This is a genomic window from Chryseobacterium vietnamense, from assembly GCF_031454475.1.
GTDB classification, from domain to species: Bacteria; Bacteroidota; Bacteroidia; order Flavobacteriales; family Weeksellaceae; genus Chryseobacterium; species Chryseobacterium vietnamense.
In genome coordinates this window covers 179,311-201,309 of record NZ_JAVDQX010000006.1, presented here as the reverse complement: position 1 = coordinate 201,309, position 21,999 = coordinate 179,311, and the positions used below count along the sequence as shown (strand labels likewise).

At 37.6% G+C, this 21,999-nt stretch carries 16 protein-coding genes and 1 riboswitch; of the genes, 13 read left to right on the top strand and 3 right to left on the bottom strand.

Annotated elements, in window-relative coordinates; translation table 11 throughout:
• The first annotated feature begins 167 nt into the window (after positions 1 to 167).
• The 4 genes from J2786_RS20675 (at position 168) to J2786_RS20660 (ending at position 5,035) form a co-directional block, all read left to right on the top strand.
• On the top strand, positions 168 to 1,817 hold the full coding sequence (locus J2786_RS20675) for a DNA repair protein RecN (RefSeq protein ID WP_047428778.1): 1,650 nt from the start codon (positions 168 to 170) through the stop codon (positions 1,815 to 1,817).
• 74 nt (positions 1,818 to 1,891) lie between these two features.
• Positions 1,892 to 3,358, top strand: a complete 1,467-nt coding sequence (locus J2786_RS20670; protein ID WP_047428779.1) for a DUF5687 family protein — start codon at positions 1,892 to 1,894, stop codon at positions 3,356 to 3,358.
• 3 nt (positions 3,359 to 3,361) lie between these two features.
• Positions 3,362 to 4,078, top strand: a complete 717-nt coding sequence (locus J2786_RS20665; protein ID WP_047428781.1) for an ABC transporter ATP-binding protein — start codon at positions 3,362 to 3,364, stop codon at positions 4,076 to 4,078.
• Positions 4,079 to 4,096: 18 nt separating this feature from the next.
• Positions 4,097 to 5,035, top strand: coding sequence for a Dyp-type peroxidase (locus tag J2786_RS20660; protein ID WP_047428783.1), 939 nt, complete (start codon positions 4,097 to 4,099; stop codon positions 5,033 to 5,035).
• 89 nt (positions 5,036 to 5,124) lie between these two features.
• On the opposite strand, the gene J2786_RS20655 is transcribed toward J2786_RS20660, so the two are convergent.
• Complete coding sequence (locus tag J2786_RS20655; RefSeq protein WP_047428785.1) at positions 5,125 to 5,322, bottom strand: bacteriocin-like protein; 198 nt, start codon at positions 5,320 to 5,322, stop codon at positions 5,125 to 5,127.
• A gap of 248 nt (positions 5,323 to 5,570) precedes the next feature.
• On the opposite strand from J2786_RS20655, the gene J2786_RS20650 reads away from it, so the two are divergent.
• From J2786_RS20650 to J2786_RS20640, 3 genes are read left to right on the top strand one after another with little or no spacing between them, the layout of a single operon-like run.
• Positions 5,571 to 6,131, top strand: coding sequence for an RNA polymerase sigma factor (locus tag J2786_RS20650; protein WP_047428786.1), 561 nt, complete (start codon positions 5,571 to 5,573; stop codon positions 6,129 to 6,131).
• On the top strand, positions 6,118 to 6,729 hold the full coding sequence (locus tag J2786_RS20645; protein WP_047428788.1) for a hypothetical protein: 612 nt from the start codon (positions 6,118 to 6,120) through the stop codon (positions 6,727 to 6,729). Before J2786_RS20650 ends, J2786_RS20645 begins: the two co-directional genes overlap by 14 nt.
• 29 nt (positions 6,730 to 6,758) lie before the next feature.
• On the top strand, positions 6,759 to 7,799 hold the full coding sequence (locus tag J2786_RS20640; protein ID WP_310026574.1) for a porin family protein: 1,041 nt from the start codon (positions 6,759 to 6,761) through the stop codon (positions 7,797 to 7,799).
• Positions 7,800 to 7,874: 75 nt separating this feature from the next.
• Here J2786_RS20640 and fumC read toward each other — a convergent pair whose 3' ends face one another.
• The gene (gene fumC, locus J2786_RS20635; RefSeq protein WP_310026572.1) at positions 7,875 to 9,269 is read right to left on the bottom strand and encodes a class II fumarate hydratase; all 1,395 of its coding nucleotides are present in this window, start codon (positions 9,267 to 9,269) and stop codon (positions 7,875 to 7,877) included.
• 224 nt (positions 9,270 to 9,493) lie between these two features.
• On the opposite strand from fumC, the gene J2786_RS20630 reads away from it, so the two are divergent.
• Both J2786_RS20630 and J2786_RS20625 read left to right on the top strand, forming a co-directional pair.
• On the top strand, positions 9,494 to 11,101 hold the full coding sequence (locus tag J2786_RS20630; RefSeq protein ID WP_047377280.1) for a fumarate hydratase: 1,608 nt from the start codon (positions 9,494 to 9,496) through the stop codon (positions 11,099 to 11,101).
• A gap of 93 nt (positions 11,102 to 11,194) precedes the next feature.
• A complete protein-coding gene (locus J2786_RS20625) occupies positions 11,195 to 11,479 on the top strand; it encodes a hypothetical protein (protein WP_171006268.1) in 285 nt (94 codons plus the stop codon).
• A 93-nt stretch (positions 11,480 to 11,572) separates the two neighbouring features.
• Here the strand turns inward: J2786_RS20625 and J2786_RS20620 are convergent, their stop codons facing one another.
• The gene (locus tag J2786_RS20620) at positions 11,573 to 12,445 is read right to left on the bottom strand and encodes a helix-turn-helix transcriptional regulator (RefSeq protein WP_310026569.1); all 873 of its coding nucleotides are present in this window, start codon (positions 12,443 to 12,445) and stop codon (positions 11,573 to 11,575) included.
• Between the two features lie 154 nt (positions 12,446 to 12,599).
• Here J2786_RS20620 and J2786_RS20615 point away from each other — a divergent pair, with 154 nt between their 5' ends.
• The 4 genes from J2786_RS20615 to J2786_RS20600 all read left to right on the top strand — a co-directional run bounded on the left by J2786_RS20615 (position 12,600) and on the right by J2786_RS20600 (position 21,942).
• Positions 12,600 to 14,678 (top strand): T9SS type A sorting domain-containing protein, encoded by a 2,079-nt coding sequence (locus tag J2786_RS20615; RefSeq protein WP_047428796.1) that lies wholly within the window; start codon positions 12,600 to 12,602, stop codon positions 14,676 to 14,678.
• 192 nt (positions 14,679 to 14,870) lie between these two features.
• Positions 14,871 to 17,708 carry an alpha-amylase family glycosyl hydrolase gene (locus J2786_RS20610; RefSeq protein ID WP_047428797.1) on the top strand — a complete coding sequence of 946 codons (2,838 nt, stop codon included), beginning with the start codon at positions 14,871 to 14,873 and terminating at the stop codon, positions 17,706 to 17,708.
• A 270-nt stretch (positions 17,709 to 17,978) separates the two neighbouring features.
• Positions 17,979 to 18,084, top strand: a riboswitch (SAM riboswitch).
• Between the two features lie 92 nt (positions 18,085 to 18,176).
• A complete protein-coding gene (locus J2786_RS20605; RefSeq protein WP_047428799.1) occupies positions 18,177 to 20,630 on the top strand; it encodes a TonB-dependent receptor plug domain-containing protein in 2,454 nt (817 codons plus the stop codon).
• A 7-nt stretch (positions 20,631 to 20,637) separates the two neighbouring features.
• Complete coding sequence (locus J2786_RS20600; RefSeq protein WP_047428801.1) at positions 20,638 to 21,942, top strand: APC family permease; 1,305 nt, start codon at positions 20,638 to 20,640, stop codon at positions 21,940 to 21,942.
• Positions 21,943 to 21,999: the final 57 nt, after the last annotated feature.

Here is a 21,999-nt window from a genome sequence, read left to right as displayed (position 1 = left end):
TTAGCTCCCACAGGAGCTGGATTTGATCCCATTGAGATCCGTTGTTAGCAGAAAAATAAAGTCTCGGAGGAGCGATCTGTTAATTATGCTTTAATTAATCGGACAGGAATGAAAAAAAACTTATTTTTACAGTTCAAACTCAAATTGGATTATAACCCGGATTATCAATGCTTTCGAGAATTTATATTAAAAACTTTGCCCTGATTGATACCCTTGAAGTATCATTGAAAAATGGTTTACAGGTCATTACCGGAGAAACGGGGGCAGGTAAATCTATTATTCTAGGTGCTCTCCGGCTTATTTTAGGTGAAAGGGCAGATGTAAAATCAATTGCCAAAGCTGAAGAAAAAAGTGTGGTGGAAACCGAGTTTTCTCTCAATAATCAGTTTAAGAAATTCTTTATTGAAAACGATCTGGACTATGAGCTTCAGACGATTATCCGAAGAGAAATACTGCCCTCAGGAAAATCCCGTGCATTCATTAATGATGTACCGGTAACGTTGGATATTCTTAGAGAACTTTCCTCACAGCTGATCGATATCCATTCCCAGTTTGAAACATCCAATCTTTTTACCTCAGAATATCAGTTTAAAATTATTGACGGACTTTCTGATAATAAAAAAATTATTGAAGAGTATCAACAGGAGTTTTCTGAATTTCAAACGCTGAAGTTGTTGTTGAAAAAGCTGAAAACCCAACTTTCGGAATCTAATAAAGAAAGCGATTATAAAGAATTTTTACTCAACGAATTGGAAGAGCTCAAGCTTGACGATGTTGATTTTGAAGATGTTCAGAATCAGCTTTCTATTCAGGAAAATGCAGGAATGATCTCCGAAAATGTAGGACAGATTTTATCAAGGTTTCATCAGGAGGAAATAGGAATTCTGTCATTCTTTAATGAAGCAACCAGTAAACTTTCAAAGATTTCCGAAGTTTCTACCAGTTTCGCTGAACTTGATTCAAGACTGGAAACCTCATTTGTAGAACTTAAAGATATCATTTCCGAACTTGAACATGAAGCGGAAAGAGTGGAAATCAATCCTGAGAACCTGATATACCTTACCGATCTTAATAATAAAATCAACGCTTTATTTCTTAAACATAATGTTTCAGACCTTAATGAACTCATTGAGATCAGAAATCAGCTGGCAGGAGACCAGAAAGGAGCCTCAGACCTGGAAACACAGATTGAAGAAACTGAGAAAAATATTTCTCAAAAAGAAAAAACACTGCAGAGCCTTGCTGCAAAACTTTCAAAGAACAGACACAAGAATGTTCCTGTTTTCATTAAAAAAGCAGAAAGTCTTCTCAAGAAATTAGGACTCGAAAAAGCAAAAGTGGATATAGAATTAGAGGATGCTGATGAATTTAATCAGTTTGGAAAAGAAAGTATTCAATTACTGTTTCAGGCCAACTCCGGCTTTCCTTTAAAGCCAATTCAAACGGCTATTTCAGGAGGAGAAAGATCAAGGGTTATGCTTGCGGTAAAGAAAATCATTGCAGAAAGTGATGAACTGCCAACTTTGATTCTTGACGAAATAGATACCGGTGTTTCAGGAAAAGTAGCTGAAGAAATCGGAAACCTGATGAGAGAAATGTCTGAAGACATGCAGTTAATTGTTATTTCCCACCTTGCACAGGTTGCTGCTAAAGGAAACGACAATTATAAAGTAGTAAAACAAGATATTTCCGGAAGAACACAATCTACCATCATTCCTTTGACTAATGAGGAAAAACTGAACGAAATTGCCCAGTTACTATCCGGAAGTAAAATTACGGAAGCTGCTTTAGCACAGGCAAAAGAGCTTATTGGATAATAGAATAAATCCACTTTTTATTAAAAATTTGTAACATATTTTACTTTATATTTACTAATGTAAAAAACTAAAATATGTTTCTAAAGTTCCTTAAGCTTGAAATCAAAAGTTTTTTTCGTGGTACATCTTTAGGGATCAATCTGACCATGAAAATCCTCCGTTTTATTGCAATACTTTATTTCGTGGGCTGTCTTGTAGGTGGAGCTTTTATTGCTTTCTTCTACTTGCAGGAGGAGATGCATCAGAATCCTGTAAAGCTGGTTTCAAAATTCATGATCGTTGCCTGGATTATTGATCTTGTTCTCAAATATCTATGGCAGGAAATTCCTACGCAGAATATCAAACCCTTCCTTACGATGAATATCCGGAAGAATACACTAGTCAATTATATGCTGGCTAAAACTTTTCTTTCGGCATTCAGCTGGCTGAGTTCCTTATTCTTTATTACCTTTTCACTGATTGCCGTATTCAATGGATATAGTATTTTGGGAATTTTGTTATGGCTTACAGGAGTGATTTCATTGTTGTATCTGAATAATTTTATCAACATTTTCTTCAACGGTAAAGAAACCCTGGCAGTGGTTACAGGAATATGCTTTCTTGGTATAGGAGCTTTGGCCTATTACAATATTGTTCCTGTTTTGTCATATTCCGAGTTGGTTTTCTTTAGTTTCTATGAAAAGCCCTATTTCGTACTGATACCTGTAGCTTTATTCATAATACTGTGGTGGGTCTGTTTCCGTTACTTACGTAATGAGTTTTATCTGGATCAGGGACTTGAAGCGAAGAAAACGGTCGGGAAAACAGAAAATATTGCCTTCCTGAATAAATATGGCGTTATCGGGACATTTATCAATAATGATATTAAAATGTTGAGACGTAATAAAGTACCCAAAGGAATTTTGCTGGGCAGCTTTATGTTTCTGTTCTACGGATTGCTGATGTTTACTTCTTCAATGTACAAAACACCGGCAATGATGATGGTTATGGGACTTTTTGTAACAGGAGGCTTTCAGTTTCTTTTTGGACAGAGAGTTCCCGCTTTTGACAGTTCCTACTATCCATTGATGATGACCCTGAATGTTCCCTATAAAGAATATTTAAAAGCGAAATGGTGGCTGATGAATATTGTGACGGGAATTTCCATCATTATAGCCCTGTGTTATGCCTATTTCGGGTGGGAAGTATACGTTACATTTTTTGCAGCAGGATTATATAATATAGGGGTGAATTCTCAATTTACCTTGTGGTCCGGAGCTTTCAATAAAACTCAGATTGACCTGAATTCAAAAGAGAAAAGATTGGGACAGAAAGGAAGCTTCAATATGATCGCTATACTTCTGCTGATTCCTAAAATGCTTCTCCCGATGGGTGTTTTTGCCTTAACAAAATATTTGTGGGGAATTACCGGAGGAGTAGTCAGTATTGCCATTATCGGGATCGTAGGATTTTTCCTGAGAGAGAAAATCTTCGATATTATCGTAAAACTTTACAAGAAAGAAAAATACAGCACACTGGATGCATTTAAAAATATAAGTTAAGCCATGATCAATATACAAAATTTATCTAAAACATACGGAAAAGCAACGGTTCTTAATATCGAACATCTTGAAATTCCCAACGGGGAAACATTTGGCCTCGTAGGAAATAACGGAGCCGGAAAAACAACTCTTTTCAGCCTGATGCTTGATTTAATTCAGGCTACTACAGGATCTGTAAGCATCGACGGAATTAAAGTCAATGAATCTGAAGCCTGGAAAAATAAGGTTTCAGCCTTTGTAGACGACACATTTCTTATTGGCTATCTTACTCCAGAAGAATATTTTTATTTCATTGGAGAGTTGAGAGGGCAGAACAAAGCATCAGTAGATGAATTCCTGAAGCCTTTTCATGATTTTTTCAATGGAGAAATCCTTAAGTCGGGGAAATATGTCCGCGATCTTTCAAAAGGGAATCAGAAAAAGGTAGGAATTGTAGGCGCTATTATTGGAAACCCTGAGATTATTATTTTGGATGAACCTTTTGCGAATCTCGATCCATCCACACAGATTAAACTTAAAAACCTGATCAAGGAATTATCAAAACAGGATGGTGTTACTTTCCTTATTTCAAGCCATGATCTTTCCCACACCACGGAAGTATGTAACAGAATTGTTGTTGTGAACAAAGGTCTTTTGGTAAAAGATATTCAGACCAACCCTGAAACATTGAAAGATCTGGAACAATATTTTGCAGATCAGGTTTCAGTTTCGGATATTTAATACCACAAAAATAGAGGTATGAATACGACAGAATCACAGAATGTAACAGATTATCCAAATAGCAATACTATTTTTATGGTCTGGAAGCTTCATGACAGTCCACAGCTGAAAAATGTTTTTCAGGAATTATGCGCATTGGTGTTAAATCTTAATAATTCGGTGTTTAACCGTTTCCCGGATAGCAGGGCAAGCTGTGTCATGGGAATTGGTGCAGATGCATGGAGAACATTGGAACTTCCAACACCTCTGCCCAAAGAATTGGTCAGCTTTGAAGAAATAAAAGGAATAAAGCATACCGCTGTTTCTACTCCCGGAGATCTTCATTTTCACCTGAGAGCAGATAACAATAGTATTATTTTCGATATGGCGGTTGAAATATCCGGATTGCTAAGTTCAGTAGCTGAAAGTATTCTGGAGATTCATGGATTCAAATATTGGGATGCACGTTCTATTCTCGGTTTTGTAGACGGTACAGAAAACCCTCATGGGGAAGACCGTGATTATTTTGGAAAAATAGGAGATGAAGATCCTGAATATAAAGGAGGAAGTTATCTGTTTGTTCAGAAATATCTTCACAATATGGATGCCTGGAAGAGCTTATCAACAGAAGATCAGGAGAAAGTAATCGGGAGGTCAAAGGAAAATGATATTGAAATGTCTGATGCTGTAAAACCTTCGAATTCACACATTGCCTTAGCCAATATAGAAGGCGAGAATGGTGAAGAATTGAAAATTGTCAGAGATAATATGCCTTTTGGGAATCCTTCTACGAATGAGTTTGGAACTTACTTTATTGCCTATTCAAGTACATTTGCAACAACAAAAAAAATGCTGACCCAAATGTTTATAGGTGATCCTCCGGGAAATTATGACAGGATTTTAGATTTCAGCACAGCAGTTACAGGAACGCTTTTCTTTGTTCCTACCAGAAATATGCTTGATGAATTCTCAGGATAATATAGAAAAGGCTGTCTCAATCTGAGGCAGCCTTTATCAGTTATTTTTAGAGAAGTTATGACCCTTTATTGTTGCAATTGAGCTTATTATTAAGCGGGTATACCAGTATCACACATACCAACAGGAGTCAGACAAAATGCAGAAGAGTTGCAAGGATCTACATCAGGTTTTGTACAGCATGCATAATAGCCGTTAGCTTCTACCAGGTAAAGATTACCAAGGCATGTAAAGCCTCCTCCTAATACTGCTTTTAAATTTTCTCTTTCTAATTTTTTTAAATTTTTCATAGGTTTAGTTTTAAATTAATTACATCCCTAATATAGGAAAAAAACGAACATGGAATATTCTTTGTTAAAATGTTGTTTTTCAGTTTTTTATTTGGAAATTTTTCTTTTGTTTTTTTGAAGTAAAAAGGGAGAAGAATTTGTAACTCCGGGTAAAAAAGATCAACTTATTGTAAAAAAGAATAATTTTTTTCAAAAACATTGTAACTTTTTTTTGTTTTGAGTGTCTTTAGTATAGAAACAGCATAAGCATGAAACTTTTGTTCGGAAATAAAAAGAATGATTTGTTGAGCCTCCTGAAGAAACAGGATCCGGCTGCACAGAAGATTTTCTATGAACAGAACGTGAAGAGATTCCTGAGTGTAAGCAAAAGCTATGTGAGCGATTTGTATCAGGCAGAAGATTGTCTCATTAAAGCGTTCTGTAAAATTTTTAAGCATATAGAAAGCTTCAGAGGAGAGTCGAACCTGGAAAGCTGGGCAAGAAGAATTGTGGTCAATGAATGCCTTAATTTTATCAAAAGTCATAAAACAGTTTTCTATCTGGACGAGATTAATCAGTCTTTTCACGAAGACATTCATGAAGCTGAGATTGATTGCGATTTTAATGCTCAGGAGCTTTTAGATCAGCTTCCCGATGCCTACAGAATGGTTTTTAACCTGTATGTACTGGAAGAATATTCTCATCAGGAAATTGCTGATACTTTGCAGATTTCAGTGGCTGTCAGCAAGACACAGCTGTTCAGAGCAAAAGAAAAATTGAGAAAGATCTATTTTCAACAACAAAAAAAAGTGAAAAATGAAAACGTCTAAAGAAAATATTGGATTTCAGATCAAAAAGCAGATTGAGGAAAGAGAAATTGCTCCATCAAGGGATCTGTGGTCCGAAATTGAGCTTCAGAACAGCAATAATCACCGTTCCAAATCGAAAATGAACTGGCTTTTAATAGCTGCCTGTTTGATTTTGATATTCAGTTTGGGGAGCGTTCTTTTTTTTCTTAATGAACCTTCAGAAACTAATCCGGTAATTGTAAAACAAGCGGGAGAAAAAAAGACAGAAGAAATTATAAAAATTCCAGTTCAGAATGCTGTTCCTTTGGCAGTTGAGAATAATAATAAAAAGGAAGTAAAGCAAACACTTTCCCAGGATAAACAAGAAGTGATTTCTCCGGTGGCAATTGGTCAGAATAAACTTATTCCTAAAGAAACTCTTCCTTTGAAGAAGCTGGATATCACCCAGATTTCCAATCCTAAACTTATGGCAAAAGCCGATTCTATAAAAACACCGGTTAAAAAGAAAAAATATGTAGACCCATCCACACTTCTTTTCTCAGTAGAGCATAAAGATGTCATCGAAAAAACAAAAGATGGAAGTAACGTGGCCACTACTATAGATCTGAATGCCAGATAATATATCCGTAAAAATTTAAAATTAATACTATGATCAAGAAATTAATCGTAATGGGATTGCTGTGCTCTTTTTCAGCATCATTCTATGCACAGAAGACCTTTAATATTAACCTGTCTTCTAAAAAAGATACAGAGGTAAGCCCTATTGTAAAAGAAAAAGTAGAAGAATATGCTGCAAAAATCAATACCATCATCCAGGAAGAGAAAAAGCTGATGGAAGAAGAACTGTTGGTTCTACAGGCCAAAAACCTGGATAAGGCAGATTTCGACAGAGAAAAAGCCCGGATTGCAGACCGTTATTCCGAGAAAATGGATAAGAGAATTGAGGAACTTGGATTTGATCTGGATGACGTTATCCAAAAACAGGTAAGATATTCCCTTTTGAATACTGATGTCACCTCTAAAGATGAGCTTAAAGAAAAACTGTTGAAAAAATTCCGTCCCAGCAGAAGCTTTACAGGGTATTTCTCTTATGGAATTATGACTTTAACAAACAGTTCTCAGGATAATGAACTGGATAAAAACATAGGATACGCCAATAATCTTGAATTTGGGCTAAAACTGAACTATCAGCTTAGCAGAACCAGCCCATGGGCCATTGTCTCCGGATTAGGGTTTTCATGGAGAACGGTAAGAGCAGATAATAATATGCTTTTTACAAGAAGTACAGATCAGGGAGTTGCTTTGGCACAATACAGTGGAAACCTTGATAAAAGCAAGCTGAGAACAGGATATATTATGGTTCCTCTTGGGGTGCAGTATAATTTTTCTAAACTTAAAAATGCCGGAATGGATATCCAATACCGCAGTTATTATACCGGATTTAAAATAGGAGCCAATGTTTACGGTGGTGTAAAGATGTCTACCAATAATATTGTAAAAGGAAATGATGGCGAAACAAGAGACCGAGGGAATTATCAGGTAAATCCTTTTGTCTATGGAGCGCAGATTACGTTTTCATACAACAGCTTCAGTCTGTTTGTGAAAAAAGATTTCAGCAACTTCTTTAAAGACAGTTATTTCAAAAATGATAAAGCACTGATATTCGGCGTGGCCATCGGATTGGATTAAATAAATTTTAATAGCAAAATGAAAAACTCCGGGAAAGGCTCCCGGAGTTTTTGCATTGTATCAGTTATAGAATCATTATTTTAAGCTTCCTACCATATCTTCAGGTTTTACCCATTCGTCGAACTGTTCAGCAGTTAACAAGCCAAGATTAATGGCTTCTTCTTTTAACGTGGTTCCATTTTTATGGGCTGTTTTAGCAATTTTAGCGGCATTTTCATATCCAATATGAGTATTCAAAGCGGTTACCAGCATTAAAGATTTGTCTACCAGTTCTTTAATTCTCTCGTGATTTGGCTCAATACCTACTGCACAGTGATCATTGAAGGAAATACATGCATCTGCAATCAATTGAGCAGACTGTAAAAAATTGTAAGCCATTACAGGTTTGAAAACATTCAGTTCATAATTCCCTTGAGTTCCGGCAAACGAAATTGTTGTATCATTTCCTAAAACCTGGGCACAAACCATAGTCATGGCTTCATTTTGAGTTGGATTTACTTTCCCTGGCATAATAGACGATCCCGGTTCATTTTCAGGAATATGAATTTCCCCGATGCCGGAACGTGGTCCTGATGCCAGTAATCTTATATCCTGAGCAATTTTATACAAAGAAACCGCCAGTTGCTTTAATGCTCCGTGAGATTCTACAATTGCATCATGAGCAGCAAGCGCTTCAAACTTGTTTTCAGCCGTAACAAAAGGATGTTTCGTAAACTGAGCAATATATTCAGCCACTTTTACATCATAGCCGCTAGGGGTATTCAAACCTGTACCTACAGCTGTTCCGCCTAAGGCAAGTTCAGAAAGGTGAGGTAATGTATTTTTTAAAGCTCTCAATCCGAATTCCAGTTGTGCCACATATCCGGAAAATTCCTGTCCCAGAGTAAGCGGTGTAGCATCCATTAAATGGGTTCTCCCGATTTTTACAACATCTTTGAACGCCTTCGACTTTTCAGCCAGCGTATTTTTTAATTTTTCCACTGCCGGAATGGTTACTTCCACTACTTTTGTGTAAGCGGCAATGTGCATGGCAGTAGGATAGGTATCATTGGATGATTGTGATTTGTTGACATCGTCATTCGGGTGGATTTCAGATTTTTCACCTAATGTTCCGCCGTTGTTGACGTGTGCTCTGTTTGAAATTACTTCATTGACATTCATGTTCGATTGTGTTCCGGAGCCCGTCTGCCAGATCACCAAAGGAAACTGGTCGTTAAGTTTTCCTTCCAGAATTTCATCACATACCTTGGCGATCATATCTCTTTTTTCAGCAGGAAGTACACCCAGATCAGTATTGGTATATGCTGCAGCCTTTTTCAGATAAGCAAAAGCTTCAATAATCTCATGTGGCATTGAACCTTCAGGTCCTATTTTAAAATTGTTTCTGGAACGTTCCGTCTGTGCACCCCAAAGTTTGTCTACAGGTACCTGCACTTCTCCCATGGTGTCTTTTTCTATTCTGTAATTCATAGTGGTTGAAATTTGTATGATCTTTTTATTCTAAGCCATAAATATTGTTGATATTATTCATGTTTCATGAAAAAATAGTGTTTTGGCTTCGTTTATTTAGCTTCTATAAAGGTACTTATAAACTCAGAAACCTCCAATTTATAATCATTATAAATATCAATTTAAATGACTGATTTTACTCATATTTTTTTAATGAGCCGTATTTTTGCACAAACAAAAATTGAATGGACTTTAGATATCAGGATCCGTATCCAATTCAGAAAGATGATACGGTGTATAAGAAGCTTACGTCAGATTATGTAAAGGTTGAAAAACTGGGTGACAGAGAAATTTTAACAATTGATCCGAAAGGACTGGAACTATTAGCTGAAGAAGCTATGGCAGATGTTTCTTTCATGCTTCGTTCTTCACACCTGGAAAGCCTTAGAAGAATCATTGATGATCCTGAAGCCACAGATAATGACAGATTCGTTGCTTATAACCTTTTACAAAACGCTGCAGTAGCCGTTGAGGGAGCTCTTCCTTCATGCCAGGATACGGGAACAGCTATCGTAATGGGAAAGAAAGGAGAAAATGTATACACTGGAGTAGAAGATGGGGAATACCTGAGCAAAGGAATTTTCAATACCTATCAGAAAAGAAACTTAAGATATTCTCAGGTAGTTCCTTTGACCATGTTTGATGAGAAGAATTCAGGATCTAACCTTCCTGCACAGATTGATATCTATGCTAAAAAAGGAGATTATTACGAATTTTTATTCTTAACAAAAGGAGGAGGTTCAGCCAATAAAACATTCTTATACCAAAAAACGAAATCTTTATTGAACGAAAAATCTCTTGAAGAATTCGTTAAAGAAAGAATTTCAGACCTTGGAACAGCGGCATGCCCGCCTTATCACTTAGCATTGGTAATTGGAGGAACTTCTGCAGAAGCCAACCTTGCGGCAGTGAAAAAAGCTTCAGCAAAATACTATGACCATCTTCCAACAGAAGGAAATGAGGCCGGACAGGCATTCAGAGACCTTGAATGGGAAGCAAAAGTTCAGAAAATCTGCCAGGAAAGTGCTATCGGAGCTCAGTTTGGAGGAAAATACCTTACTCATGATGTAAGAGTGATCAGACTTCCGAGACATGCTGCATCTTGTCCTGTAGGAATGGGAGTTTCTTGTTCTGCGGACAGAAATATCAAAGGGAAAATCACAAAAGAAGGGATCTTCCTTGAACAGTTGGAGCAGGATCCAAAAAGATTCTTACCTGATACACCTCCACACTTAGAAGAAGCAGTTGAGATTAACCTGAATAAACCAATGCCGGAAATTCTTGCGGAACTATCCAAATATCCGATCAAAACAAGATTGAAACTGAACGGAACATTAATCGTAGCAAGAGATATCGCCCACGCAAAAATTAAAGAAATCATCGACAGCGGTAAACCAATGCCTGAATATTTCAAAAATCACCCAATCTACTATGCAGGACCTGCAAAAACTCCTGAAGGAATGGCTTCAGGAAGCTTCGGGCCTACTACAGCAGGGAGAATGGACGTTTATGTGGATGAATTCCAAAGCCATGGTGGAAGTATGATCATGCTGGCAAAAGGAAACAGAAGTAAAGACGTTACCAATGCCTGCCATAAATACGGAGGTTTCTACCTTGGATCCATCGGAGGGCCGGCTGCTATTCTTGCCAAAGACAATATTGTGTCTGTAGATGTAGTAGACTTCCCGGAATTAGGAATGGAAGCGGTAAGAAAAATCGAAGTAAAAGACTTCCCTGCATTCATTATTTCTGATGATAAAGGCAACGATTTCTTCGCAAATCTTGCTCACTAATTAGTTTAAAATGAAAATAAATAATAAAATAGAGCACTGATCTTTTGTGTAAAAAAGAAAAAAGCTTTATTTTTGCCTAAAATCTTAAAGAGAATGATAACGATATTATCAGCATTTTGGCCATTCTACCAGTTCCTTTGGACTATTTTCTTCATCACTATGTTCTTAGTGGGATTCTGGTGTATTTTTATGTTCTTCGGATTAGTAATCCCAATGTGGCTAACTGAAGGTTTGAAAGAGTATTTCGGAAAAGTAAAGCCTTTCGATCCTGAAGATATCAGAAGAAAGCTTATTACTGAGCAGGAAGGTGTAGAAGTTATCTACAACGAGCCTAAAGGAAACGGACCTTTCCTTCACGATCACGGACATCATCATTAATTGATTGTCATTGCTTTTTCACCTGAATTCTGAAAAAGTAATATCAAAGCAAAACAACATATACAAAACCGCTTAATTCGTTAGGCGGTTTTTCTATTTATTATTCCTGAGGCTTTCCGGAGACACTCCAAATTTCTTTTTAAAGGCCCGGGTAAAGTTCTGAAGATATTCATAACCGCATTCAATAGCGATCTCTTTGATCATAATTTCTTTATCGGTGATCAGTTTCTTTGCTTTCAACATCCTGAGTTCCAAAATGTAATGGGCAATCGTTGTATGATACTGAGTTTTAAACTCCTTTCTGATAATATTCTGGTTAAGACCAAAATATTTTCCTATTTCCTCCGCCTTTATATTCCTGTGATAATTCTCGTCAATGAATTTCCGGATCATTTCGGGAGTCTGTGGAGTGGCTTCCAATATATTTTTCTCATTAAATTGCTCGAAGATCAGAATAAGAAGCTTAATAATTTTGGCTTCGATAAATAATTTCTGCATAATTCCACGCTTGGTATAACCCAGAATTTCTTTGACAATCATATGCATTTCGACCGTCATATCCGGTGGTGTTTCTTTATGAAGGAATATGAAATTATTATGAATCATATTTTCGAGAATCTCAGCATTCTCACGATTAAGCTCGGGATTGATGAGGTTAAAAATATATTGGTAATTAATCTGAATCTGAAGATATCTCAGGATTTCCTGATTTTCTGTCCATAATTCAGCAACACTTTCTTCAGGAGAATAATGAAGAATATATTGATTCTTTTTAAATATAAACTGAGTTCCGCAATCGTGAGCTTCCAGATTAATACCATCACTTAGCAGGAAAAGCAGATTAAAACTTGACTTACCCTCCAGCATATGAGACTTGAAGGATTTATCAGGGCACAGGTCCTCCTGCATAATGATTTTGATGTCCTCGGATCTGAACAAAAGCCCACTTTTTGATTGACTCCTCATACAACACATTTTTACGGCCATGGTACAACTTCTTATGATAAAAGTCCTTCGCAGGATAACCAAAAGTTCAAAAATGATAACTCGGGGTAAATTATGTGAGGTACTTTTGCGCAAAATTAAATTAAATTTAGAATAATTAAAAATAATATTTCATATGTTTAAAGATTTACATTTTGTAATACGAAAAATCAGAACAGGATTAGCAGTGCTAACCGTTGCTGGAAGCTATATGTACGCCCAGCAATGGGAAAATGTAGGAGGAATTCAGGATGTATCTGCAGGAGGAAGCAGTTTCAATAATCTTGTAATTGATAACTCAGGAAACTACTATTTATCATATTACGACGTTTCAGTAGCCAAAGGTTCTGTTCAGAAATTTAACGGAAGCTCATGGTCCTACTTGGGCGGAACACCTGGAGTTACAACAGGAACAGCTACTTATAATTCATTGTCTATAAGCCCGAACGGTAACAGTATTTATTATACCAATCAACTTGGCTATCCAGGCTCCGGGATGGAAGTCCGTTTGTTTACTGGTTCTTTATGGTCTCAGCTTCCTAACGCCACAGACAGTTCTGTAAATTATCAGGCATCAGCAGTATCCTCTGATAATATTATATTCACTTATGGATCTTACGGTTCCGGAACCGTAAAAAGATATTTTGGAGGAGCGTGGGAACAGGTAGGAAATGCCGGGTTTTCTGGAGGTGCCGAATTTGCTGAAATGGTGATAGGAACCAATAATAGGGTATATACCTGCAATGTTTCCGGAGGGATAAAGGTATTTCAGAACAGTACAGATGCAAGCTCCACACAAAACTGGAGTTTAGTGGGCGGAGCGGCAGCAGATGCTTCTTCATCAGGGGAACAGTACAATGCTGATATTGCTTTAGATGGAGCAAATAGAATTTATGTAGCCTATGTTTCAAACTCTGGAGGAGGAAAAAAAGTGAATGTCAAGAAATTTGACGGAAACTCGTGGGTACAGGTTGGAAATGCCAATTTCTCAGACGGAAGAGTACAGCATGTTGCCTTAGCCGTAACAGAATCCGGAAAACCTTATGTGGTAGCGAGCCGTTTTGAAAATGATAATTTCCTGAGAAATACCGTTTATAAACTAGACGATTCACAAAACTGGGTGCCCTTTGGAGGAGATTTTGTATCAGATGGGGAGGCAAAATACAATGATCTGGCAATAGATAAAGCACAGAATTATCTTGTCTTGGCATATTCAGACAATACAACAAAAGTAAAAAGAATTTCTCTGAACCTGAATCCGCAAACATGCAGCAATACAGATCCTGGAGCTAATACAGGAGATATAGGTTGTGTGAGTTTTATGTACAGAGGGCAGCAGGTTGCTTATACTACGGTAAGAGGTGCTGACGGAAAAATATGGCTTCAGCAGAACCTCGGAAGTTCACAGGTTGCTTCATCAGTAGCGGATGCGAACTCATACGGAGACCTTTTCCAGTGGGGAAGATGGGATGATGGCCACCAGCTTAGAAATTCTCAGGTCGTTCAGGCTCCATCACCTAATACTCCGGAAGGAACAAGTGCCACTGCAGGAGGTTACATTGCTGGATCTCCTGCATGGTGGGCAGGTTTTGCAAGTGGAGATGCCTGGAATGGAGTATCGGCTGCAGATATTAATGCATCTGTGGGAGTAGATCCGTGTAAAGCAATAGGTGCAGACTGGAAAATGCCTTCCCAGGCAGACTGGACTACTTTAATTGGAGCTGAAAGTATTGGTAATCCGGCAACCGCTTACAGCAGCAATCTTAAATTACCGGCGGGAGGATACAGAAGCTCGAGTGATGGAAACTTTACTTTTGTAGGGCAAAGAGGTTATTTCTGGAGCTCTGATACATCAAGCTTAGGAGCAAAATATCTGTATATAGGATCAACAATCGCCAACCCATCAGCTGGAGCAATGAGAGGACAGGGATCATCAGTAAGATGCATCAAACCTACCTCTTCTTTAAGTACTTCAGAAACTAAGCTGAACAAATCTGTAATCGGAATATATCCTAACCCTACAAAAGGAATTCTTATAGTTAAAGCTGATTCTGCGATTGAAAAAATAAACGTTACCAACGCAGTAGGACAAAGAATGAATGTACAGTTCTCGGATAATCAGATCGATATGACTGAACTTCCTTCAGGATTATACATCGTAGAATTAAAATTAAAGAATGGACAGGCCATCTCTAAAAAGATTATAAAAGATTAAGCGAAATTCAACACCAAAGACTTTTGCCAAAAAGAATTAGTTCATTACAATTACTTTTATTGGAAGGCTCATGAAATTTTCATGAGTCTTTTTTATGTTATTTTTCCCGGAAAATGGAAATCTTTAATGAAAACTGATTCAAATTAGCGGATATGAAGAAAAAATAATATTATATTCGATAAAAAATAAGACATGAGAAAATTTTATTCCGTTGTTTTTCTGTTGATGACAATGTATGTTTTTGGGCAGATCAATTATACGATTTCTCCCAATCCATTCAATGAATCTGATGTTATTACGCTTACGGTTCCGGGAGATCAGATTGATGAATCTTCCTGGGGAGTTTCCAATAATGCCATTTATATCTGGACATGGTCTTTTGATACTAATTATCAGAACAGTCAGGATTGCCCTACCAATGGCAGCTGGAACAATTCTAATGATCTGAATAAGCTGAATTATAATGCCGCAACAGACAGTTATTCACTCACTTTTACACCTACTTCTTTTTATGGAAGAACAGGAATCGGAAGGTTTGGGTTTTTATTGAAAGATAAAACAGGATCCCATCAGACCTCTCCGGACATTTTTGTGAATGTGGGTACTTTAAGCTTAAATCTTACCAATCCGCTGGCCAATAGCCTGACTTCTGTTCCGGTAGGGAACGCTATCAATATTACAGCCACGACAAATACCAACGCAACATTTCAGCTAAAGGCAAACGGAGCGGTTGTCAATTCAGCAACTACTCCTTCACAGACCTATTCTTACAGCTATACAGTCACTCAGGATGCGAGTATGGAACTTGTGGCGACCCAGGGATCCAATTCTAAAGCTACAACATTCATTTTACAGGTTCCAAGAAATGTTGTTTCAGAAGCCATTCCAAACTGGATTAAACAGGGAATTAATTATCATCCGACAGATCAGACAAAGGTAGGGCTTGCGTTATATGCACCGGGCAAAAGTTTTGTACATGTCATTGGAAGTTTTAATAACTGGATGGTGAATGACACGTATTTAATGAAAAGAGATACCACAAATCCGGATCTTTATTGGATTGAGTTAATTGGCCTGACTCCTCAGCAACTATATACTTTCCAATACAGAACCAATGATTTGAGAAAAGTAGCTGACCCATATTCTCCACAAATTTTATCTTCTTATGACGATCCGTGGATTTCAGCTTCAACTTATCCGAATTTACCAGCATTTCCAACCGGCCAAGGGTTTGAAGTTTCAACATTTAAAACTGGTCAAACAGCTTATAACTGGCAGGTTACCAATTTTCAGAGACCCGCAAAACAAGATCTGGTGGTCTATGAATTATTATTGAGGGATTTCACACAGGAAAAGAACTGGCAGTCATTGATTAATAAAATTTCTTATTTAAAAAACCTAAAGATCAATGCAATAGAATTACTTCCCATCATGGAATTTGACGGAAATCTTTCCTGGGGTTACAACACCTCTTTCCATTATGCACTGGACAAAGCGTACGGAACACCCGAAAAATTCAAAGAATTTGTAGATCTCTGTCACCAGAACGGAATTGCAGTCATTCTGGATGTGGCGTTTAACCACGCTACAGGGCGCTCTCCTTTAGTAAGACTTTGGAATGTAGATCCGGATGGTGACGGATATGGTGATGTTGCCGCCAACAATCCTTATTTCAATCAGGTTCCGAAGCATTCATACAATGTATTTACTGATTTTAACCATACAAGTCTTTCAACGCAATATTACGTTGAAAGATGTCTTGAGCAATGGCTGACAGAGTATCACATTGACGGATTCCGCTGGGATTTAACGAAAGGATTTACACAAAGCTGCTCTGAAAATGATGAAGCCTGTACCAATGCCTATCAGCAGGATAGAGTGGATATCATGAAACATTATGCAGACAGGCAATGGGCCATTGATCCCAATTCATATATGATCTTTGAACACCTGGGAACTGATACAGAAGAACAGCAATGGGCTAACTATAGAATAGCAGAAGGAAAAGGCGTAATGCTTTGGAATAAACAGACAGATCCTTACAATCAGAATACGATGGGATATCAGGAAAACAGCAATTACGACCGAATGAACCACAGTCTTCACGGTTTTACCAACATGAGTGCTGTAGGGTATGGAGAAAGTCATGATGAAGAAAGGCTTATGTTTAAAAACCTTGCCTATGGAGCTGTTAATGGAAGTTACGATGTTAAAAATCTGAATACTGCTCTTGAAAGAATGAAGACTTTCGGAGCGACTTTCTTTACCATTCCCGGCCCGAAAATGATCTGGCAGTTTGGCGAACTTGGTTATGAGTTCAGTATCAACAGATGTGCAAACGGTACCATCGACAGCGGATGCAGAACTGATGAAAAACCTGTTGCATTCACTTTAGGATATGATACCAATGCGAACAGAAAGGCTATTTATGATACTTGGGCTAAAATCATCAATATCAGAAACAGTCATCAGGTTTTTAAATCTAAAACCTACAGTATAGAATCCAACAATCTTACGAATGATCCCAATGGCCTGATCACAAGAATTTATGTGTATGATGCTGCTATTACAACAGGAATAAAGAATGTTGTCGTATTGGCCAATTACACGACTTCCGCACAGAATGTAGTTCCTTATTTTCCTTACACGGGTCAATGGCAGAATCTGATGGACAACAGTATTTCGAATATAGCTTCCACAACATCCCCGATCACTTTACAGCCGGGAGAATTCAGAATCTTTGGCAATTATGCTGGCGCTTTGTCCACTGTAGATATCAATGCAGTCCACAAATTATCCCTTCAGATTGCAGATAATCCGGTTCGGAACGGAATTGCTCAACTCATTTTCAATAAGGCAAAAAACGGAGAGATTCTGATTTTTGATATGACGGGTAAAAAACTGGATACTTTCAAATTGGATAAAGAAAACGGTATCTATGAAGCTAAAATCAGTTATCCTGCAGGAACTTATCTGGTTCAGCTGAAATCGGATACAGGAACAGCCATTCAAAAGATTGTGATCAAATAAAAAAAATTATGGAGTTGTTTAGCTTATAAAAATGTTGAATATATTAAAACCATTAAGAAGGATTTAAGAAATAAAGTGTAGTTAAGATGAATCATTCTGATTTTTAAGCTTAAAGCGAAGCTTATCTTAATACTCTTAAACTCTTATTAAATCTTAATGGTTCAAAAATAAAAGTGTAAACAAGTTCTATAGAAAGAATAAAAGGCAAATTTGCGGATCAGCAGATTTGCCTTTTTTGTAAGTTCAAAAAAATAGTCTACTTTTGCAGTAGATTTATCAAGAAAGGTGGAGGGATTTGGCCCGGAGAAACCTTAGCAACCTGCACGGTTCCAGATGTGTAAAGGTGCTAATTCCAACCCATTGGGGGAGATAATTGAAGTCAATATTCTATATGAATTCCATTTCTTGAAGTCTTGTATATCTGCGGAACTAGCCGTCAGACTGTTATTATTAATTGGCAAGAACAAAATGAAAAAATTAAGCACAGCTGTATTATTGCTTGGGGTAATTCTGGTAGCTGCTCAGGAAAGTGAGGAAAAAGGAAAACAGATCGAAGATATTATCATCGTTGGAAACCGTAATGTCAAAAGAACAAAACTGGAGACGCCGGTTCCTGTAGATGTTATCAATATCGATAAAATCCAGAGAGGTTCTCCACAAATGACCGCTCAGGATCTCCTGAACTATGTAATTCCATCGTTTAACGCAGTGAGACAGTCTGCTTCTGATGGTACCGAACATATTGACCCGGTTACTTTAAGAGGCATGGGGCCTGACCAGGTTTTAGTGTTGCTTAACGGAAAAAGAAGACATTCTACTTCATTGGTAAATTATCAGAATACCGTAGGAAATGGCTCTGTAGGAACAGATCTGAGTACCATACCGGTTATTGCTATTGATAGAATAGAAGTGTTAAGAGACGGTGCAGCAGCACAATATGGTTCTGATGCTATTGCAGGAGTCATCAATATTATTCTCAAGAAAAATGCAGGAGCCTCGGCAAGTCTTACTTACGGACTGACCGGAAGAAATGATGGTGATACTTACCAGGCGGGAATCAATTACGGAACTTCGTTAGGAAAAAAAGACAGTTATATCAATCTTTCCCTGCAACTGAGCCACAGAGGAAAAACAACAAGAACGCAAAATCATGACCTGGATATTTTCGGAGATAATTTCGCTTATGAATTTGCTGGTGATGCTGAAGCCGTAAAAGCTGCCAGAGCCGCAGATGATGCAGAAATTGAAAAAAGAGGATTAACCCGTGATGATTTTAATTTTCAGATCGGAGATGCCCAGATCAGGCAGGGACAGTTGTTTTTCAACTCAGAATACCCTTTTAATGATAATTTTAAAGTATATTCTTTCGGAGGGTTCAGCATTAAAGAAGGAGAAGGATTTGGATTCAGAAGGCTGCCGAGCGAAAAGTCCAATGTGGTTTCATCCATTTACCCCAACGGATTTCAGGCAATTCTTGGATCTCAGGTATATGATATTTCTTATGCTGTGGGAGCAAAATATAATGTTAACGACTGGCTATTTGACCTTAGTAATACATTCGGGAGCAATACCTTCAATTATAATGTAAGCAACACCAATAATGCTTCTCTGGGAGCAAAATCTCCAACCCGGTTTTATGCAGGAGCCCATAGTTTTCTTCAGAATACTGTTAATCTTGATGTTTCAAAAAATATAAAACAGTTCAATATCGCTTTCGGAGGAGAATTCAGATTTGAACAATACCAGATCAAAGCAGGTGATGAAGCTTCTTATACCCAATACGACATCAATGGAAATGTTGCTACTGAAGGATCAACAGTGCTTGGTGCAGGAGGTTCCCAATCCTTTATCGGTTTTTCTCCAAATAATGCATTGAAGAAGGACAGGCATTCAACAGCCGTGTATGCGGATGTTTCGTATGATTTAGATAAAAAACTCAATATAGATGCGGCTGCCAGATTTGAAAATTATTCAGATTTCGGAAATACCTTGAATGGAAAACTTGCCGTCCGATATGAATTCGTAAAAAATTATGCAATAAGAGCCGCCGTTGGAACAGGGTTCAGAGCGCCCTCCCTTCAACAGCAATATTTCAATAATTCTTATGCTGATATTTCTACTTCAGGCGAGAAGATTGTCACAAAAGGAATCTTTAGCAATGATAGCAAAGCCGCTGAAATCCTTGGATTTGATAAACTTAAACAGGAAACCTCTGTAAATGGAAGTGCCGGATTTACTTTAACACCTGTAAAAGGACTGTTGATAACCGTAGATGGATATATTATTAAAGTAAAAGATAGAATCGTTATTACTGGAAATATAACAGATCCAAGATTGTCAGATCCAGCGATAGTAGGACAGGGAAAGGAGGTAGAAAGCGGAAGATTCTTTGCCAACGCTATTGATACAGAAACCAAAGGAGTTGATGTTGTAGTAACCTATGACTGGATTCTAGGTAATGGAAAATTAAATATCAATCTTGCCGGAAACTATACGGAAACAAAAATTACAGATTTCCATTTTCCGGAAAACTTAGGAACGCCTCAGGATCAGTTTTTTGGTCCCGATCAGATCAATATCATTGAAACACTGTCTCCAAAAACAAAAGCATCATTAGGATTGAATTATGGAATCGGGAAATTCAGTTTTCTCGTAAGAAATACCTATTTTGGTAAGGTAATAAGAGATGGTTATCCATTTGGAGACGTGCAGGAATTCTCGCCAAAGGTTGTGACTGATGTAAGCGTTGGCTATGATATCACCAAAAATATCAATTTTACAGTAGGGGCCAATAATGTATTTGATGTCTTCCCGGATCGCCAGATTTATAAAAATTCATACTATGGAGTATTCAAATACGCGCCGGTTCAGATGGGAACACTGGGGAATTATTTCTTCGGAAGGCTTAATTTTAATTTTTAATCATTAAATGAGTACTACTTCACATCAGATTGGCTGGAAAACAGCCGCTGCCATTGTCGTTTCCAATATGATAGGAACCGGGATTTTTACGACGCTTGGATTTCAGTTATCTGATATTACCAATACCTACAGTATTTTTCTGTTATGGGCCATCGGGGGAATTCTTGCTTTGTTCGGGGCTTTTTGCTACGCAGAACTGGGTTCACATTTTAAAGGAAATGGAGGCGATTTTATTTATCTCAAAGAAACCTATCATCCTGTATTCGGATATCTGATAAGCTGGATTTCACTCATCATAGGATTTTCCTCTCCTGTTGCACTGGCAGCGTTGGCAATGTCAAAATACCTTTCCGTATTTGACTATTCTTTTGGAAACGGTTTTGCGATCGCCGCTATTTTTCTCGTGGCCATAGCATTATCATTCAGTCTGAAAACATCCAGCAGGTTTCATAACTTTTTCACCTTCATTAAGATAGCTTTTATTATTGTGCTGGTTATTCTGGGAGTAGGAATTTCAGATTCACCACAGTTGGGTAATAGTCTCAATTTCAGTGACAGCTGGCAGAAGGAAATCATGCTTCCTGCATTTGCTACGTCTCTGGTATTTGTCACCTATTCCTATACAGGCTGGAATTCAGCTTCCTATATTGCAGGAGAAATAAAAGATGTTCAGAAAAACCTTCCCAAATCACTCATCATCGGAACTGTTTTTGTGACGGTAAGCTATATTCTGGTGAATTATATTATGCTGAAACATGCTCCTGTCAATCAGTTGGCAGGGAAAGAAGATGTAATGGGAGAAGCGGCTGTCAATATGTTGGGGCCCGCTTTCGGAAAGATAGTCAATATTTTTATTGCCCTGCAGCTGGTTGCTACAATTAGCGGGTATTTATGGGTCGGTTCAAGATTGACGCAGGCTTTTGCAAAGCACACCTACATCTGGAAACCATTATCAGCAGGAAATAGAAAAGGAATTCCTGTAAGAGCCATTTTTGCCCATGCAGTCATTGCGACGGTTATTATTCTAACGGGAAGTTTTAAAGAAATTTTTGTTTACACAGCTTTTATTTTACAGCTTTTTGCGAGTCTGGCAATTTCTACCGTTTTCTTCCTGAAGAAAAAAGACAGAAAAATCTTTAAGTCGAATGCGTTTCACATTTTCCCGGCAGTTTTTTTATTGTTCAGTATCTATATTCTCTATTTTACATTCATTCATAATCCTAAAGAAAGCCTGATAGGATTGGGAATTATTGCGGTAGGAATTATTTTATATCTGCTGGACAGAAGACTTTCTAAAGGATCTCAGACTTAGTTTTGATGATGCAGAAAGATGAATAAACAGATTGGCAAATCTGTCTTTTTGTGGTTT

Bases quoted from the DNA above. Each gene is read 5' to 3' on its own strand.
- J2786_RS20615 (WP_047428796.1), top strand. From the start codon at position 12,600: ATGTTTAAAGATTTACATTTTGTAATACGAAAAATCAGAACAGGATTA.
- J2786_RS20620 (WP_310026569.1), bottom strand. From the start codon at position 12,445: ATGAGGAGTCAATCAAAAAGTGGGCTTTTGTTCAGATCCGAGGACATC.
- J2786_RS20605 (WP_047428799.1), top strand. From the start codon at position 18,177: ATGAAAAAATTAAGCACAGCTGTATTATTGCTTGGGGTAATTCTGGTA.
- J2786_RS20655 (WP_047428785.1), bottom strand. From the start codon at position 5,322: ATGAAAAATTTAAAAAAATTAGAAAGAGAAAATTTAAAAGCAGTATTA.
- J2786_RS20610 (WP_047428797.1), top strand. From the start codon at position 14,871: ATGAGAAAATTTTATTCCGTTGTTTTTCTGTTGATGACAATGTATGTT.
- J2786_RS20645 (WP_047428788.1), top strand. From the start codon at position 6,118: ATGAAAACGTCTAAAGAAAATATTGGATTTCAGATCAAAAAGCAGATT.
- J2786_RS20625 (WP_171006268.1), top strand. From the start codon at position 11,195: ATGATAACGATATTATCAGCATTTTGGCCATTCTACCAGTTCCTTTGG.
- J2786_RS20660 (WP_047428783.1), top strand. From the start codon at position 4,097: ATGAATACGACAGAATCACAGAATGTAACAGATTATCCAAATAGCAAT.
- fumC (WP_310026572.1), bottom strand. From the start codon at position 9,269: ATGAATTACAGAATAGAAAAAGACACCATGGGAGAAGTGCAGGTACCT.
- J2786_RS20675 (WP_047428778.1), top strand. From the start codon at position 168: ATGCTTTCGAGAATTTATATTAAAAACTTTGCCCTGATTGATACCCTT.
- J2786_RS20630 (WP_047377280.1), top strand. From the start codon at position 9,494: ATGGACTTTAGATATCAGGATCCGTATCCAATTCAGAAAGATGATACG.
- J2786_RS20670 (WP_047428779.1), top strand. From the start codon at position 1,892: ATGTTTCTAAAGTTCCTTAAGCTTGAAATCAAAAGTTTTTTTCGTGGT.
- J2786_RS20640 (WP_310026574.1), top strand. From the start codon at position 6,759: ATGATCAAGAAATTAATCGTAATGGGATTGCTGTGCTCTTTTTCAGCA.
- J2786_RS20665 (WP_047428781.1), top strand. From the start codon at position 3,362: ATGATCAATATACAAAATTTATCTAAAACATACGGAAAAGCAACGGTT.
- J2786_RS20600 (WP_047428801.1), top strand. From the start codon at position 20,638: ATGAGTACTACTTCACATCAGATTGGCTGGAAAACAGCCGCTGCCATT.
- J2786_RS20650 (WP_047428786.1), top strand. From the start codon at position 5,571: ATGAAACTTTTGTTCGGAAATAAAAAGAATGATTTGTTGAGCCTCCTG.